The 16,353-nt window shown below is 37.2% G+C and carries 15 protein-coding genes and 5 pseudogenes; 5 read left to right on the top strand and 15 right to left on the bottom strand.

What is annotated here, in order from left to right; all coding sequences use genetic code 11:
- Nucleotides 1–18: 18 nt before the first annotated feature.
- Nucleotides 19–279, bottom strand: coding sequence for a hypothetical protein (locus KHA99_RS20405; RefSeq protein ID WP_213119319.1), 261 nt, complete (start codon nt 277–279; stop codon nt 19–21).
- Nucleotides 280–661: 382 nt separating this feature from the next.
- The gene (locus KHA99_RS20400) at nt 662–1,246 is read right to left on the bottom strand and encodes an undecaprenyl-diphosphatase (RefSeq protein ID WP_213119317.1); all 585 of its coding nucleotides are present in this window, start codon (nt 1,244–1,246) and stop codon (nt 662–664) included.
- 154 nt (nt 1,247–1,400) lie between these two features.
- Here KHA99_RS20400 and KHA99_RS31660 point away from each other — a divergent pair.
- Nucleotides 1,401–1,472: pseudogene (locus tag KHA99_RS31660) on the top strand (DNA-binding response regulator); the annotation flags it as partial.
- Nucleotides 1,473–1,563: 91 nt separating this feature from the next.
- Here KHA99_RS31660 and KHA99_RS20395 read toward each other — a convergent pair.
- The 4 genes and pseudogenes from KHA99_RS20395 to KHA99_RS20385 all read right to left on the bottom strand — a co-directional run bounded on the left by KHA99_RS20395 (nt 1,564) and on the right by KHA99_RS20385 (nt 4,951).
- Nucleotides 1,564–2,037 (bottom strand): divergent PAP2 family protein, encoded by a 474-nt coding sequence (locus tag KHA99_RS20395; protein WP_213119316.1) that lies wholly within the window; start codon nt 2,035–2,037, stop codon nt 1,564–1,566.
- Nucleotides 2,038–2,509: 472 nt separating this feature from the next.
- A complete protein-coding gene (locus KHA99_RS30930) occupies nt 2,510–3,055 on the bottom strand; it encodes a glycosyltransferase (RefSeq protein WP_249366847.1) in 546 nt (181 codons plus the stop codon).
- Between the two features lie 144 nt (nt 3,056–3,199).
- Nucleotides 3,200–3,693: pseudogene (locus KHA99_RS30925) on the bottom strand (MGDG synthase family glycosyltransferase); the annotation flags it as partial.
- Between the two features lie 745 nt (nt 3,694–4,438).
- On the bottom strand, nt 4,439–4,951 hold the full coding sequence (locus tag KHA99_RS20385) for a GNAT family N-acetyltransferase (protein ID WP_213119315.1): 513 nt from the start codon (nt 4,949–4,951) through the stop codon (nt 4,439–4,441).
- Between the two features lie 450 nt (nt 4,952–5,401).
- Between KHA99_RS20385 and KHA99_RS20380 the strand changes: the two genes are divergently transcribed.
- From KHA99_RS20380 to KHA99_RS30920, 3 genes and pseudogenes are all read left to right on the top strand, one after another.
- Nucleotides 5,402–6,637: an IS110 family RNA-guided transposase gene (locus KHA99_RS20380; RefSeq protein WP_213119313.1), complete on the top strand. Its 1,236-nt coding sequence runs from the start codon at nt 5,402–5,404 to the stop codon at nt 6,635–6,637.
- Between the two features lie 319 nt (nt 6,638–6,956).
- Entirely contained in the window at nt 6,957–7,262 is a 306-nt protein-coding gene (locus tag KHA99_RS20375) for a hypothetical protein (RefSeq protein WP_213119312.1), read from the top strand.
- Nucleotides 7,259–8,650, top strand: a pseudogene (locus tag KHA99_RS30920) (IS1182 family transposase); the annotation flags it as partial. The gene KHA99_RS20375 and the pseudogene KHA99_RS30920, both read left to right, overlap by 4 nt.
- A 134-nt stretch (nt 8,651–8,784) precedes the next feature.
- Here the strand turns inward: KHA99_RS30920 and KHA99_RS20370 are convergent.
- From KHA99_RS20370 to KHA99_RS20355, 4 genes and pseudogenes are all read right to left on the bottom strand, one after another.
- Nucleotides 8,785–9,609, bottom strand: a complete 825-nt coding sequence (locus tag KHA99_RS20370; RefSeq protein ID WP_158176608.1) for an alpha/beta fold hydrolase — start codon at nt 9,607–9,609, stop codon at nt 8,785–8,787.
- A gap of 97 nt (nt 9,610–9,706) precedes the next feature.
- A pseudogene (locus KHA99_RS20365) lies at nt 9,707–9,778 on the bottom strand (VOC family protein); the annotation flags it as partial.
- 34 nt (nt 9,779–9,812) lie between these two features.
- The gene (locus tag KHA99_RS20360) at nt 9,813–10,145 is read right to left on the bottom strand and encodes an antibiotic biosynthesis monooxygenase family protein (protein WP_066303880.1); all 333 of its coding nucleotides are present in this window, start codon (nt 10,143–10,145) and stop codon (nt 9,813–9,815) included.
- A gap of 63 nt (nt 10,146–10,208) precedes the next feature.
- Nucleotides 10,209–10,955, bottom strand: a complete 747-nt coding sequence (locus KHA99_RS20355) for an SDR family NAD(P)-dependent oxidoreductase (RefSeq protein WP_213119311.1) — start codon at nt 10,953–10,955, stop codon at nt 10,209–10,211.
- 168 nt (nt 10,956–11,123) lie between these two features.
- Here KHA99_RS20355 and KHA99_RS20350 point away from each other — a divergent pair, with 168 nt between their 5' ends.
- The gene (locus KHA99_RS20350) at nt 11,124–11,480 is read left to right on the top strand and encodes a winged helix-turn-helix transcriptional regulator (protein WP_007085798.1); all 357 of its coding nucleotides are present in this window, start codon (nt 11,124–11,126) and stop codon (nt 11,478–11,480) included.
- 314 nt (nt 11,481–11,794) lie between these two features.
- On the opposite strand, the gene KHA99_RS20345 is transcribed toward KHA99_RS20350, so the two are convergent.
- From KHA99_RS20345 to KHA99_RS20330, 5 genes and pseudogenes are all read right to left on the bottom strand, one after another.
- On the bottom strand, nt 11,795–12,814 hold the full coding sequence (locus KHA99_RS20345) for a DUF3231 family protein (RefSeq protein WP_213119310.1): 1,020 nt from the start codon (nt 12,812–12,814) through the stop codon (nt 11,795–11,797).
- Between the two features lie 291 nt (nt 12,815–13,105).
- Nucleotides 13,106–13,561, bottom strand: coding sequence for a C40 family peptidase (locus tag KHA99_RS20340; protein WP_213119309.1), 456 nt, complete (start codon nt 13,559–13,561; stop codon nt 13,106–13,108).
- Between the two features lie 401 nt (nt 13,562–13,962).
- Entirely contained in the window at nt 13,963–14,553 is a 591-nt protein-coding gene (locus KHA99_RS20335; protein WP_213119308.1) for a thermonuclease family protein, read from the bottom strand.
- Between the two features lie 197 nt (nt 14,554–14,750).
- A pseudogene (locus tag KHA99_RS30915) lies at nt 14,751–15,259 on the bottom strand (hypothetical protein).
- A 25-nt stretch (nt 15,260–15,284) separates the two neighbouring features.
- Nucleotides 15,285–16,328, bottom strand: coding sequence for a DUF3231 family protein (locus tag KHA99_RS20330; RefSeq protein WP_213119307.1), 1,044 nt, complete (start codon nt 16,326–16,328; stop codon nt 15,285–15,287).
- Nucleotides 16,329–16,353: the final 25 nt, after the last annotated feature.

Raw genomic sequence — 16,353 nt, 5'->3', positions numbered from 1 at the left:
TCTTTAATATTTCCGCCCCTAATCGGTAAAAACAATACCACTGTCCGCCCAGTTCTTTCTTTGCTTGCTTGGCTCCGGTGAAAACATTTGTACCATAATTTTGGTCTCGTCAATTTCAATTTTTCCGAAATGATAATCCACCTTTTCTAAATGAAATCCATAGTAATTCAGGTAGGCTTGAAGATCAGGGGTTATCTCAACGGGGGTTTGGAAATTGATTTTTTGTTCGAATCCTACCAATCGTTCTAGAACTTTATGTATTTCTATTTTGCTGTTCATAGCCGTGATCCTTCCATTACATAATTTATGATTAGTATTGCTATATGTAGATCAATTTATAATAAAGGAACATGAAGAAGGCATGTGATACACTCTCGAAAGATGTTTTCCCTAGATTAGGAAATGGCTTTTTATTAAGCTAATTGTTTTAACTCTCTTAAAACAGTAGCAATTATTCTAAAAGACTAGAATTCACGAATTAAAAGGAGCCGTTTTGAGTTCAGACTTCTTATTGATTGTATTGAAAAAATGAAACCTTCTTAGTAGTGAATAAAAGTATTGATTTACTGAGTGAATTGAACATGTCTTTTTTAGGTGATTAAAGAAAAAATCCGCCTAAAGCAAAAAAAACATCGGCAAAACCGATGTTTTTCTAATTGTATTATTTTGAAACACTTTGTTGTTCAGTTTTAGGGAACAGTGGAATTCGGTTGTAAGTGCTAATAATTATCCGTGCAATTGGTTTAAATACAGAACTAAATGCATATACAAATCTACTTGTAATTATTGCTACAATAACGCTTGCTAGTACATCAAAAGGGTAATGATGCCCTACATATACACGAGAAATTCCAGTTAAAATAGCAAATAAGAGCATTCCAAATCCAATTTTACGATGCTTTCGCCATAATACCGCAAGTGCAAGAGAAAATGCACCTGTTGAATGATCGCTAGGGAATCCCGAATCTTTTGTATGCTGAATCAATAAATTAACGTGATGCGTTACAAATGGACGTGGTTCATAATAGATATGTCCTAAGATAAAATTAATAAATAACCCCAATCCTCCAGTAATTGCAGCAAATACAACTGTATATTTATATTTTTCCTTCCCAATAAACCACATGAGAAGTAAAACTAACGCATAAATAAGCAAGGCATCTTTAGTAACGAAAACCATCAGACCATCTAAAAAGTGGTGATGTCCTGCATTTTGATTAATAGCTTGAAATAATTTGTAATTCATCTAAACCCCTCAATCCCCTTCATCTAGAAATGAAAGTAAAAGATCAAAATTAAAAACGAAACACCCATTAAAAACTGGGCAACTTAAGTATAGCCATTTAAACTTACTGTTTTCTGAATAAAACATTAAAATATCCTTAAAATGAAAAAACAATGGAGCAAATGACTTTGTAACAAAACCTTTTGAAATTGAAGAACTTTTAGCTCGAATTAGTGGCTGTTTACGAAATATAAAATCTTAATTTCATAAATCTCTATAAACAAGAGTCAGATATAAAAAAATGACCAAACTTATGAGGTCATTTTTTTATATCTTAATTATTTAAATGGATAGAAATAAAAAGTTAAAACAGCAACTAAAATTCCTGTAATGACTCCAAAGAACACTTCAGCGGGTTTATGTCCTAACAATTCTTTTAATTTTGCTCTGTACTCTGTTTTCTCTAAATTGGGATCTTTAAGAGCTACAATTAAACGATTGAAATCAACTAGTAATTTATTTAAGACTTCTGCATGATAACCAGCATGCCTTCGAACCCCAGTAGCATCGTACATCACGATTAGGGAAACCATAAGGGCTATTGCAAAATCATTTGAATAAATACCTGAAGTTATTCCAACCGCTGTAGTCAAAGCGATAATTGTAGCTGTATGAGAACTGGGCATACCACCTGTACTAAACATCAATTTCCATTTTAATTCCCTTGATGTTAAAAAATGAATTGGGATTTTTACAAATTGAGCAATTAGCATACCTAAAAGAGAAGCTAATATGGGATAAGATAAAAACATTTTTCCTCCTAATGCTTAAAAAGATATTTAAATAAAAATGTTAATATAGAAATAATCTTACAAAAAATGGAATCATTTAAAAAGTCGAAGTTTTAATTACTAAAATAGATCAATAAATGTAAATATTAATTCTACTTTCTTCTTTACCACTGTTTGTTGTAACGTTCACCGCACCGGTTATGAGAAGTTTTTCACCGGAATCATGGGAGGACTGTCACCCTACAATTTCCTGCAACAATACCTTTTTTAGGAATAAGCCAAATGGACGGTTCTAGTACTATAATCCGTCAATTCTTGAATAGGTCATACCTTTTCTTGATAGTTCTTTAAAGACTTCTTTTAATGCATGGATGGTATTCAGCTCCGATCCCCATACCCGCAGTTAGGATAAAGGGAACCAACCAGTACAATGTCAGTAAGAGAACCACCAGAAGAAGAATCTTAGTCATTTACTGAACGCTCCTTTATTGACTTAATAACTAAGCGAATACATAAAATCCTTTATAGGATACTGGTTTTCCTTTGTTCGATTAATTGCCTCAATGACTTCAACCAACGCAAACGCAGCTTCTTTAGGATGAAATCGTTTTGAATTTCCTCTCATCTCTTGTAGTAGTTTCGCATTGCACAGTATTTTGGTTAAAAGATCAGTTAATTCATGCTCATTTTTTGCCTCTATTGCCACACCGGATCGAACTAAAAAATTAGCGTTATCCTGCTCTTGACCAGGAATTGGTTTATAAAGCAGCATAGGTAATTTCATGGCAATCGCCTCAAACGTAGTGACTCCTCCCGGTTTTGTAATCATAACATCGGAAATAGCCATGATCTCGTGAACATAATGTATATAACCAGTCACATGAACCAGATGTTTGGAATCCTTTAGCATTTCTTTCAATTGAATTTGAAGTTTTTCATTATACCCACAAACAATAAACAACTGTACTTGCTTGGGTATTTCTTCAAACTGTTGAAATGTAGAAACACCTTCACCAATCAGGCCATAACCACCTCCCATTACCAAAACCGTAGGCATATGACAATCTAAACCATACTTCTCGCAAATTTTCTCGCGGTTAAAAGTTTGAAAAAATTGCTGTCGAATCGGAATCCCTGTAACTGTAATCTGATCGTCTTCCACACCTAATTTTATCAGTGCTTCACTAACTGCTTTAGAGCCGACGAAATATTGATCTGTATTAGGATAAATCCAACTGCTATGATCGGTATGATCAGTAATCGTTGTCACGGATATACATTGCTTAAGCCATAGGATTTTAACTTTGATATTACAGCGGCCGCTAATGGAAAAGTACTGACTACAACGGTTGGCTGAACTTCATCGATTAAGGTTTTCATTCGTCCAATTCCAGTTGATAAAATCTTCTTCATCATGTTTGATAAAGTGTTCATTTTGCGTGTTTTTTGATAAATATAGCCATAGATTTCCGGAAAATTTTTCACTCCCTGCAAAAATAAGAAACGGCTAACCTGATTAGAATAGGGGTGGACCCATTCCATAAAATCAACAATTACAGATTCTAGGGTAGGAAATCGAATTTGTATAGCTTCTTGTAGAGCATTGGCTACTTGAACATGACCTGCTCCATAATTTCCAGTTAGAATTAATATCTTTTCCTTTTTTGCTACCTTCATCGATTTCCACTCCTTAAAATGGTATCTTTATACTTATCACTATATCGAGTACATTCCCTTCCTAATATTAGATTTGCCAATTGTTCTGCATTTTTATTTATTCTGGTACTTCTATATATAACCAGCCTTTATTTCCACGTGGTCTATAAAAAAGAAAAAGTAGTGAAGCTAGGGATCTTCAGAAAGGCTAGGTTTTTGGGCCGTTTTGGATAATGATCCCGATCAGGATGGATTTTTTCACTTTGAAGATATCAAGATCGTCTTTGACGGTGATAAAATCCCTTTACTTGGTGGTCGGACAAAAAGAAAATAAACAACACAACTAAATGACTAACCTTTTTCGACTGTACTTCTGTACTTCTGTACATCCGCAAGACCTCCCAGGTTAAGACAACTATCTTTCCTCTTTTACTCGCCTGATTTACTCTACAAAGTTACGCACATCTTTTGGACTTTAACTTGCTTGGGAGCCTAATCCCTTTATAGAGCCTTAGTATCAGACTTCTGTTCGTCGAGTCAAGATTTTATTCCACGCTTCCTCCAGCCCTTACCTCACGATAAGTACCTTACGCTTCCTTAGTGGTTGGTCCATGTGTACCCCCACAGTGGACTTTCACCACCTAGATAGTTGCCATGCCTGGCACACCAAGAAAAAGAGCCGCCACCGCAGCCCTTTGTTAAACTCACGCTACCCGTTTGTTTAAGTACCTTTCTTCACAAAGTTTTTTTAAAACTGAAAAATCAGCTATTCTCCAATTAAGTTATAACGCCAATTATTGCACCTCATAAAGCTTCCTGGAGGATATTCAAATTCGCATTCAGTGATTAACTGAAAGTCAAGCCTCCGACAAATTGCATTAGAAGCAGGATTATCAATCGATGGGAATGCGTGTATGTATTTATATTTGTTCTCATTAGATGCTTCTTCTATTGCTAACTTTACTGCTTTTGTAGCTATTCCTTTCCCTTGATAGGGGGTTAGAACACTCCATCCAGTTTCATATACACTTTCATTATTCAAAGTAGTCTGCCAGTACCCCACAGAACCTACTGATTCTAATTCTGGCAACAATATTATGCTGAACATACGTCCTCTATTACCAAGTTCTAGATATCGTTTATGTCGTTTCAAAATCTGCTCTTTACTCTCTGGACCTCCAAGATGCTGCATCATTTTTGGAGCGTTTATTCGAAAAAGTAAATCAAGGTCATTATCCTCCCAAGGCTTTATCTGAATGGTATGGTTGCTTGCTTCCAAATATTCTTCATCCCCTCAATACTTATTATTTACTCTTTCTTTACTAAATCTAAAATTCCTCTATTTAATGATTTTGTTGTTTAACTAACCTGCTTCGTAGTTTAATAAGAAAAAAACGCCAACCCAAGTAAGGCTGACGCTATATTGGCCTAATTCTCGACCTTCACCCCGACAATGCAACTCTCATTAAAGCACCCGTTCGTATTATAAGGTCAGCCAGATATTTCTGGTTGACCATTTTTTATATGGTTTTATGATAACGGTAGCCGGGGTAGAACGTAAGCACCCGTGGGGCTTAGATCCCGTCAAGTAAACAGTTCGCCCCCTACTTGTAGAAACATGTTTGAGGCTGGTTGGGACGTAGATCTCGTATAACAAGCGAAGCTATGATACTACAAGAAGGATTAGGGGTACCGGTGAATTAATTTTATTAGAGGAGGAGATTTAATAATGAATCCAGTCATTGGTCTGGATGTAGCTAAAGGAGAAAGTCAGGTTCAAGCTTACTTGGAAAAGAAAAAGCCATACAAAAGTAGTTTTAAAGTAGCCCATACCCTTGAAGGACTAGAAAAATTACATCAATTTCTTAAAGAAATTGAAAGTTTAACTGGGGTTAAACCTCCGATTGTACTCGAAGCTACAGGGCATTATCATACACCTGTTGTCCAGTATTTTGAGGACAGAAATTATTTGTTAATCATTGTTAATCCATTAATCTCTTATCGGGCAAAGAGCTCAAGTTTACGCAAAGTAAAAACAGATATAATCGATGCTAATCATCTATGTGAACTGTACTATAAGGAGGACTTAGAACCTTATAAAAAACGTGGGATCCAACTATTAAACCTTCGTAATTTGACAAGACAACACGAAAGTCTAACAAGTATTGTCGTTCAAATAAAACTACAATTCCAAACAATTCTTGATCAGGTTTTCCCTGAATTTAAAGGTGTTTTTGGGGACCTATATTCAGTTGTTTCTTTACAATCTTTGTTAGAGTACCCCACATCTAACGATGTACTTTTAGCTGGCGAAGAAACTTTAGCAGCTAAAATCAATGAGTTATGTAAAAGTCGTTCTTATAAGTGGGCTGAAACAAAGGCAAAGAAACTTATAGCTGCAGCAGAAAGGAATCCTTTTCAGGAAACCTTATATCAAAGCCATATTTTAACCCTAGAAATGTATATTAAAATGCTTTTAGAAAATCAAAAGCACCTATCTACGTTCGAGGAAGAGATAGATGCTTTAGCAAAAGAAATCAAAGAATATAAGATTATCCAATCAATCCCTGGTATCGGAGAAAAAATCGCGGCAACGATTATTTCTGAAATCGGTGAGATTGATCGGTTTAATCACCCTAAAAAGCTCGTAGCATTTGCCGGAATTGACCCCAGTATTTTTGAGTCTGGTAGATTCAAGGGAACCGTCAACAGAATCACTAAAAGGGGGTCCAGTAGATTACGGCATGCTTTGTTTATGGCTGTTAAATGTGCCATTCGTGATTGTCGTAAAAAGAAAACGACAGATAATATCATACCCCGAAATAAGCGATTACGGGAGTTCTATGATAAGAAACGCGAAGAAGGAAAGCCTTATAAAGTAGCAATAATAGCTTGTGCAAATAAGCTTTTACAATGGATATATGCACTTTTAAAAAGCAGTTCCACTTTCCAGGATATAGCTTAAAACAAAAATAAAACCAAAAAATACAAAACCTTCCAATAGTTAGGATTAGGAAGGTTATTTGGCATGAACATTTTTAGTATAGCATGAAATATTTTAAGTTTTTATTGAAAAATGTTGGCAAACTATTAGCTGGTTTAGTTTAAGTGAAATTATTCACATTGTCATAAATTTTAAACCTTAAAAATGGATGGGGCTGTCCCAAAAGTCATTAAAAAATGACTTTGGTGGCAGCCTTTTTTCTACTTATAAATACAAAAAAATCGTCCTCTATTATAAAATGAAGTTACCACACAACACTTTAATAGGAGGACGATTTTCTATGAGTAATCAAATGATCACTACCCAAAATTATACCATCGAACAGACTTCTCTTCCATTATCAATTGAGGAAAAACCATTCCAACCTAAGACGGATGTGGATTCCTCAAATACAGACCGCAACCACTTCAAACCAGTGTTTATCCCTTACAACAACCAACAAGGCATGGCTATCTTCGACCTTCAGGGATTGATCCCTGAACATCATGTTGCCCGTGTCATCGACCGCATGGTCGAGTCCATTGAGGATAATATTTCTACCAACACTATAAAGGCGGTGGACGAAGCTCCTATCATCCGAAAATGATGGTGAAGGTGCTTTTGTATGCCTATTCCCAGAAGGTCTATTCCTGCCGGGAGATTGCGAAGCTGCTGGAGGAGAACATTCCCGCCATGTGGCTCGCGGCGATGCAAAAACCCGACTACCGGACAATCAATCGTTTTCGAACCCACCAGATGGCGGAACTTTTGCCTTCCCTTTTTGAGGAGATGATTCTCAAACTGATGGAGGAAAAGTTCATCACCCTGGAAAACTACTTCCTCGACGGTACGAAAATTGAGGCCAATGCCAATAAACATACGTATGTTTGGAAAAAAGCTATCAATAAAAATGAAACGAAGCTTTTGGCGAAAATCGAGGAAATGTACCAACAGATCCAGTCCGTTGCGAATCGGGAGAATGAAGACCTCCACGCGGAGGAGTCTAAGAAAGAATTAACGGTTGAGCAAAAGCTTCAAATGATCGAATCCGTCCTGGAGGAGGAAGTCGAACGGAAAAAGGTAGATTGGGAAACGGAGACCGAAAAGGAAGTCAGGAAGGAAAAGCGGCGTGTACTTGGAGGATTGAAAAAGTCATTGAAACTTGTCCGGGAGAACTTCATCCCCCGCTATCTGAAATACCAACACCAAAAAGAACTACTCGGCGACCGTAACAGTTATTCCAAAACCAATCCCGATGCAACTTTCATGCGGATGAAGGATGAGCATATGAAGAATGGTCAGCTCAAGCCCGGTTATAATGTTCAGATGGCCACTGAAAATCAATTCATCCTGTTCTATTCGGTCCATCAACGTCCGACTGATACACGTTGCCTGATTCCGCATCTTGAAGCCTACCGGCAAACAAACCTTCCTATGCCAAAGAGAGTGGTTGCCGATGCAGGTTACGGCAGCGAAGAAAACTATCGCTACTTGATTGGGGACAGCGAGACAGAACCGATTGCCGAATTCCTCATTCCGTACAATACATATTTGAAGGAAAAAACAAAGGGCTATCGGAACAATCCATACAATGCAAAGAATTGGGATTATGTAGAAGAGGACGACTTGTTCATTTGTCCGAACGGCCGCCGTGTTCCCTTCAAGAAGTACATGAAGAAAAAGAATGCCTCCGGCTTTGTACAGGACTTCAAAATCTACGAATGTGAAGACTGTAGTGATTGTCCACTGAAGGCCTTGTGCACAAAGGCGAAGGGGAACCGGCAGGTTCACTGGAACCCAGTTTATGAAGAATTAAAAGAGACGGCAAAGAAAGCCCTTGAAGATGAAACCCTTAAACATGTCTATTCCCGCAGAAAGATTGAAGTGGAGACAGTTTTTGGAAATCTCAAGGGCAATTTGGCGTTCCGTCAATTCCTGCTTCGGGGACTTGAAAAGGTCCAAACGGAATTTGGCATACTGGCAATAGCCCATAACTTGCTGAAAGTGGTGGGCCTATTGTGCAGAAACCACCTTATAAAACGAAAAATCAAAAAAGAAGGTGGAGAAAAACGATTTATTTTTCTCCACCTTCTTCATTTTAGGGACTTTTTAGACAGCCCCTTCATTATTTATGAATTCACCATAGAACTTGCAAGTTCTTCAATTACTTTTGCTGTTTTTACTACATCTTCCGCAACTAATAAGTGCGTGCAGTTTTCAAACGGAATCACTTCAGAATTCGGAATCTGTTCCTTCATGTATTCCGCTGTTTCTTTTGAGTAAAGTGTACTCTTTTCTCCATACACAATTTGTGTTGGTACAGTGATTTGTGGTAACACGTCACGATAATCGCCAACTGCCATCGCATGCCACATTGCCGCTAATACATGAGGGGTATTGCCGTTGACTACTAAATTGAGCTGCTCTTCCATCATTTCACCAGTCAAGTATGGGACGGTCACTTTAAAGAAAGGCTTTGCGAATTCCATCAAGCTATCATTGATCACTGTCAAATCATTCAATGAGTCTTCCCGCGTATATTTACCGTGATAAAGACCTAAATTCCAATCCTCTTCATTGACTAATTTTGGTGTCATGTCGAACAACGATACGGCCTTCAATCTGGATACACCGAAGTTTTTTACATACTCGAATGTCGTAGAAACCCCCATCGAGTGTCCAACTAATGTGACATTCATCAAGTTAAGATGCTCCATTAGTTCTTCCAAATCGGAAGCGAATCTCTTCAATGTCAAACCATGCTCCGGGCGATCAGAAGCGCCATGTCCTCTCAAATCAAAAGACACTACATTGAACTTTTTGCTCAATTCTTCAAATGGTTGATCGAATGCTGTATGATCCGATGACCAGCCATGGACGAGCACAATCGGTTGTCCTTCTCCTTTTTGCTGATAATACAATTTGACGCCGTCACTTGTTTCGAAAAATGCCATGATGCTTTCCTCCTTCTAGTAGGTCTCAACATAAAGTTGTTGTTAAATTGTTTATAAAAACACTTTATTGCATAACTTTTTCTACCATAAATAAAGTTTACTCCTGCATTATCTGAATAAGGTTGCCGCATGTATCGTCGAAGACAGCTATTGTGACTTCGCCCATTTGTACAGCTGTAGATGCTATTTCTCATTTATAAAAATTAATATGCATTCGTTATATGACTTCCCCATTCACGGTTAGGTTGCAACCAGCTAACGCTTCTTTCCACAATTAAATCATCCAGTCTTACTTCGTAATCCTTGCGGTATGGTTTAGTAAATTCTTCATCAAGCCAGCTATCTCTCGTGCCTTTCCATGTTTCATAAATGAGCAGTTCATCCGGTTGATCCAGATTATCCGAAACAATAGCGCTAATAAATGCCTTTTCGGATGACATCTCCTCAATTAGAGAAAATAGCTCCTTGCGGAATTCTTCTTTCTTCCCTGGTTTAGCCTTAAAACGAATATTGAGTTGAACTTGTTGATTGGTCATATTGACTCCTCCTATAAATTTTATATTTTGCGGCGACCTTATAGTAATCTCTGCGCAGTGAAATTATACCTGTGCTAGCCCGCCATCTACGAACAATTCAACACCCGTCAAGTAACTGCTTTCGTCTGAAGCAAGGAAAGATACAGCGTTTGCTACTTCTTCAGGTGTCCCAATTTTTCCAGCTGGAACAGTATTTCTGCTATTTTCCAGTACCTCTTCAAGTGCATCACCAAAAAGCTCATCGTATGCAGGTGTAAGAATACCTCCTGGACTAACCACATTTACACGGATTTCAGTACCTTTTAGGTCAAGAATCCAGTTGCGAACTAGTGCTCTTAATGCTGCTTTAGATGCTCCATATACACTAAACGCTGGGTTGCCAATTGATCCAGCAGTAGAGCCCGTTACAATAATAGAACCTACTTTGTCCGGGAAAAGTGATAACGCTTTTTGAACAGTAAAGATGGTTCCTTTAACGTTAATGTCGAACGTTCTATCAACCTGCTCTTCAGTAATTTCACCTAATGGAAGGAAGTTTCCAATTCCTGCATTAGCAAAAAGAATGTCCAACTTACCTTTTTCCTGCTTTATAAGGTCATATAGTTTGTCTAAGTCTTCAAGCTTAGAAATATCCCCTTGTACACCGGTTACGTTCTTACCAATTTGGTTAACAGCTTTATCAAGTTCGTTTTGTCTGCGTCCCGTGATATAAACATATGCACCTTCGTTTACAAACTTTTGTGCTGTAGCAAGACCAATCCCACTTGTTCCACCCGTTACAAGCGCTATTTTACCTTCAAATTTACCCATACTTAACACTCCTTTAGTATTAATTTTATTTTAAGTCTAATACCTTTAAAAACTTGAAGAACAACTTACAAGATATAGTATCCTTCAGTAAGCACATTAATGGAAGTACCCACTTTTTTGTGATATAGTAACTAAAAAGTAATAAATGTGGAATGGAGAGGTTTAGACTTGAAAAAATTTAGTTGTGGTTTTGAAGTGACAAAGGAAGTTATTGGCGGAAAATGGAAAGGTCTTGTATTATACTTTTTAATGAATGGACCAAAGAGAACGAGTGAATTAAAGCGCATTGTCCCAAATATAACTCAGAAAATGCTGATTCAAACACTTAGAGAGCTTGAAGACAGTGGACTTGTGAGCAGAAAGATGTATAATCAAGTACCACCGAAGGTTGAATATTCATCCACTGAACTTGGAGAATCTCTTAAACCTATCTTGCAGGAGCTCTGTCAATGGGGAAGCCATTATGCGGAGCAAGAGTATGCAGAAGGTGAATTTGAAATCGCACAACCAGAAGAGGCTTCTTAATGAGGAAACCAACTTATAACACCTTATATGTAAGGTATTTTATTGTTGTACTAAGATTTGTCCAAATCCTTTAATGTAGAATCTAATAATATTGGTTCCGATTCAAATATTGATAGAAGGTCAATTTAATCTGGGAATATTGGCATTTTCGCATCACCTTTTAACTACTATTTAACATCGTCTTATTGAACAAAACTGCCCGTTAGTTTAAGTGAAACCCTTCACAATATATCAGGAAAGTAGATACCTAAATCCTAATGGAAATGAAAAAAGTCCTTACGCTTATTTTTACAGAAGGACTTTAAATATGTTTATTATTGATTCTTTTTCCTAATTAGTTCATCTCTATCCGATGCCATTGGAGGCTGTTCCAACCATCCATTTTTTATCATAATATTAGCTCCATCTTCAGCAAACAACTGCACTTCTAGGGATAGCCTGTTATACATGGCACTAATATCACCTCTTGGACTTTGACTGACAGCTGTACCGTAATACCCTACGCTCAAAGTAACCAAACCAGATGTGTAGAACATCATAAGTTTGTCCGAAAATGTATACGCTGTACTATTAGTTATTTCTGAGTCCCATCCCATAGGTGCAGGGAGTTTACTTTCCTCTAATTTACTTCTAAATAATTTAATATGTTTATTCCCAATTTCTAATCCTTTTAAAAAGAATTGTTTTACATCCTTATTTTGCGCAACCTGACTAAATCCAATGAGTGTCGCAATTCCCAAAGCGTTTCTTTGGAGATTGGCAAATAAATTGTCTACTTCAGCAGCAGTTAATGGTCTTTTCTCTCCAAACACATCTAACATAAACCATTGCTTTTTCACAAATTCAACCTTTTCTAAATTAGGCAAGCTGGGAGACCTGATAAATAATCCTTTTGACAATAATAATTCCGTTGAATTTTTATATAATTGCATGGTTTCGTCTAGGCAATCCATATAATAGTTCCGAATGTCCTCTCTTACAGATGCTGCTACACTACCAGCATACGACGTGAGACCAATCTTAGACATTTGGGTTATAAAATTAAGTACAAAACTGTCAGAATAAAGTCTAGGAGCGGATAAATCTACATCCTCATTTATACTAAAACCATATGGAACTACATTTTTTTCCTCTGTTAAAATAGCTGTAATCTTTTGGATATGTGATTGAGATAAATCTAAAGCATATTTAATTAGAGGCTTAATTTCTTCATCTTCAGCTTTTTCTAAAAAAAACGAAAGAACACATATGCTTGAGCTATCGTTTAAGTATTGTATCCAAAGTTGAGCAATTTCACCCGCTGTCAGCCTGATCTGGTTTCCTTTTTCCTCCATAAGTAACCTCCAAAAAAGATATACTAAAAAATAACTTCCCCTTAAATTACGTATAGTATGTATTAATTACCTTTAAAACCCAACCGTGTAAGCACCCCAAAAGTCAGAATTCAGCTCTAACTTTTGGGGTCAGTACAGAAGCGCAGCTCTTTTCACTCTTGCCCCCCGTTTATTTAATAAGAGCTTAACCCTCAAAATTTTCAATTACTTTCAAAAACCCTATTTTAGGAGTAGTTTTTTAAGTTAAGAAAAATACTATTAAATGAAAAAGACCATCGTCATCGATGGTCTTTATACTCGCTTTGCTCCAATATATCTAGGATGCCAATATGGGTTGCTTGTGTAGGTGATAATGACCCCTTTTGATGAGGATGCCATGATCATTTTCCCGTATCCGATATAGATAGCAACATGGGTAGGTGCACTTGCTTTGGATGGTCCATAGAACAGTAAATCACCGATCTGCAAATTAGATGGTCGATATCCGTTTCCATAGTACATTTGGGCTGCAGTACGATTAAGTGTTCTTCCAGCTTTTCCGTAAGAATACTTTACAAGACCTGAACAGTCAAATCCGCTTGGCGACATCCCGCCCCATCGATAAGGAACCCCGATATTAGATTTCGCAATCGAAACCGCTGCTGTATGATAATTATAAGTTGCTGCTTCCGCGTTATCACCCTTGGCGGCGAACAAAGAGCCACAAGAAGCTAAGATAGTAAAGGCTACGATGAATTTCTTTAGCATGATTGTTTCCTCCTAGTGTGATTTGATAGGTTCACTATACTAGAAAGGTATAACAGACTCATCACAACAATATGATAATCTCATTACAAAGTTATTCTAATATAATCATAAAACGCTAAATAATTATTTTTTGCATGTTCAGAGCTGCTTTCTTTTTGCTATTAACCTGCCCTCTTTAGCTAAATAAGAAAAGCGATTGCTCTTATTGAACAATCGCCCCCTTTAGCAAAATAAGAAAATGAATTTCAACTCAACTCGTTACACCCTGAGTAAATAATTTACTTCCTAATTGAAAAAGTTTTGGAATGTAGAGAGTACTCTCTCTAAAATATTGGGGATATTAACCATCATTTTCGTTAATCAACACTCAATTTGTACATGCAACAGAAAACCAAATTTTATTAATCTAAACACCCATTAAATCCCCAGTTCGTCACAAACCCCGGACTGCTCCAGATGTTAGCTTTGTTGCGTATCGCTAGCCGTTCATCGTCCCTAAATAAAGTTAGATATTTATAGGGAGGATTCATCACGTAAGCCACCCGCGCGAATCCTTCCTTCAACAGGCTTTCTTGAACCGACTTTCCATCGACATACACATAGGCGAGCAGCCGACCGTAGGAATCCCTTGTGTTCCCCTCTTCCAATACCAAAGTTAAGACTCCTGACTTCATTTGCTCGTCATTCCTTGAAAAAGCTTCTTTCGCATAGGGCTGGGTGCACATTCCCGGCTTTTTCGATTCCGGTGTATCAATCAATAAATAGCGGACCGCTTCAACTTTTCCGTTTACTCTTGCACGGATTGTATCTCCATCGATGGTTTCTACTAGAACCGCCGGTACCCGCTTCTGTGTATAAAACTCAGACGCTATTGCTGGAGTTGTTTCCCTATTCTGTTGAACGCTGCTCCATTCGTTTTGGAGGGATCCCGGCTGCAATGCCAGAAGGGCTGCTCCTGCGACAAGGGTCATGCCGGCTATTTGCTTTTTCATTAAGCTTCCCCTCCTCCCCGCACAGGCAAATTCTTAAACCGTTTTCACCACTTATTTAGTGAAATGAATCGAAAAAGGAAAGGGTCGAAAGAAAAAACTTTTTTGACATGGCGAACTTGTGAAACAGAATGAAACTCCTTTCTATAGTAGATAAAAAGACGCCCATACTAAAAAAGGGAACGCAAAAAAAGTGTACCTTAAATCCGGTACACTTTTACTATAAATTTTTGCCTTTTTAATAATGCTTTTAATACTATACCTATGACAACACCTGGAATCACGCATAACTTTGTAAACCAAACTGTTCCCAAGGAAACCCCCAATAACTTTACTTTTGCTGAATACATATGGCCCACAACGAAAAATGCACATAGAAAAAAGGGTAAGAACGAATAAGGTTCTTTACCTCCACCTGCATCTTTAAATGAATCCCACATTGCAAAAAATAGACACAAGGATAATACATCAGCCACTGGTAATCGGTCTTGTCAATGGCGCTTTCGATTTCACCGTTAAAACTAAATAAGATTAATTCATTAAAATGAGATTGACCATTAATAAGAAATTCTAATGATATAAATATGATTCCTTTAAAGTATTTTTCATTCAGTAATTGACCCAATCCAGGGAGTGAGATACTCCATAACAATTTTTTTTTGGATTCAAATCTTTCTAACCTTTTTCTTTTAGATTTTTTAGAACACATCGTTAGACTTCGGGAATATGGATGGTTACTCTTTTTTTGCTAACTTATTTCTTTCAATGGCATAGGGGGGCTGCTCCATCCAACCGTTCTCCACCATGATCTCTGCTGCATCTTCAACAAATGATGCAAGGCTCAATAATGACTTTGTGTACATAAGCCCTATATCATGTCTACCATTTACTGCCTCAGAATTTCCAAATGCCCTAATTTTCATGGAGAACATATCCATCTTATGAAACAACATTAATTTATCTGAAAATGGAGCAAAAGTTGATTTTGTAACCAAATGGTCAAGATAAGATGGCGTAGGCAAATCTTCTTTATGGAGTTTTTCCATGTAGGTTTCAACATTTTTATGAGTCATTTTCTTCCCGCGAATAAACAGCTCTCGAATCCTTTCCGATTTTACCACTTGGCTAAAAGCCATAATGAGTGCTTTACTTGTTACATTATTTTCAATATTGTCGTAAAGGTGAGTAACTTCTAACGCGTGTAATGGCCGTACATCTCCCAAAAACCCATTTAAAAATTCTTTTTGAACAAATTCCACTTTATCGGGTACTGGAATAATAGGGGGTTTGATAATAAGACCTTTACCCATTAATATCTCTTTGATTTGTTTCATCAAATCAATGGTGGAATCCAAACAATAAATAAAAAACTCTTCTACATCCTTTCTATAAACAAGCGGTATGGCAATGTGATATATACTCAACCCCGCTTTGGCAGCATATTTAAGATAATGAACATAGTATTCATCTTCAAATAAACGAGGAGCACCAACGTTGAGATCTTCCTCTACTGAAAAACCTTTCGGAATCGGGAAATTTTCCTTCTTGAATATCGCTTCTGTTTTTTTCATAAAATCCGTGCTTAATTTTAATGCGTTCTCTAATAATGTCTTAATATCTTGATCCTCAACATGTTGAAGGAAATAGCGTAAAATGCATCCTGACATGCTGTTACCCATAAAGGTCGCCCAGAGTTTACCCATTTCTGCTGAAGTAAGATTTTCGGTTAGGTCCGTTTTTTGTGAACTTATATTAATTGGCATTAGTGGCGGTTCCATTATGAAGAATCTCCCTTCTCGAGTT

This window comes from Neobacillus rhizophilus, from assembly GCF_018343535.1.
Taxonomy (GTDB): domain Bacteria; phylum Bacillota; class Bacilli; order Bacillales; family Cytobacillaceae; genus Neobacillus; species Neobacillus rhizophilus.
Note: the sequence above shows the minus strand (reverse complement) of the source record. Positions and strands in the feature narration are given on the sequence as shown.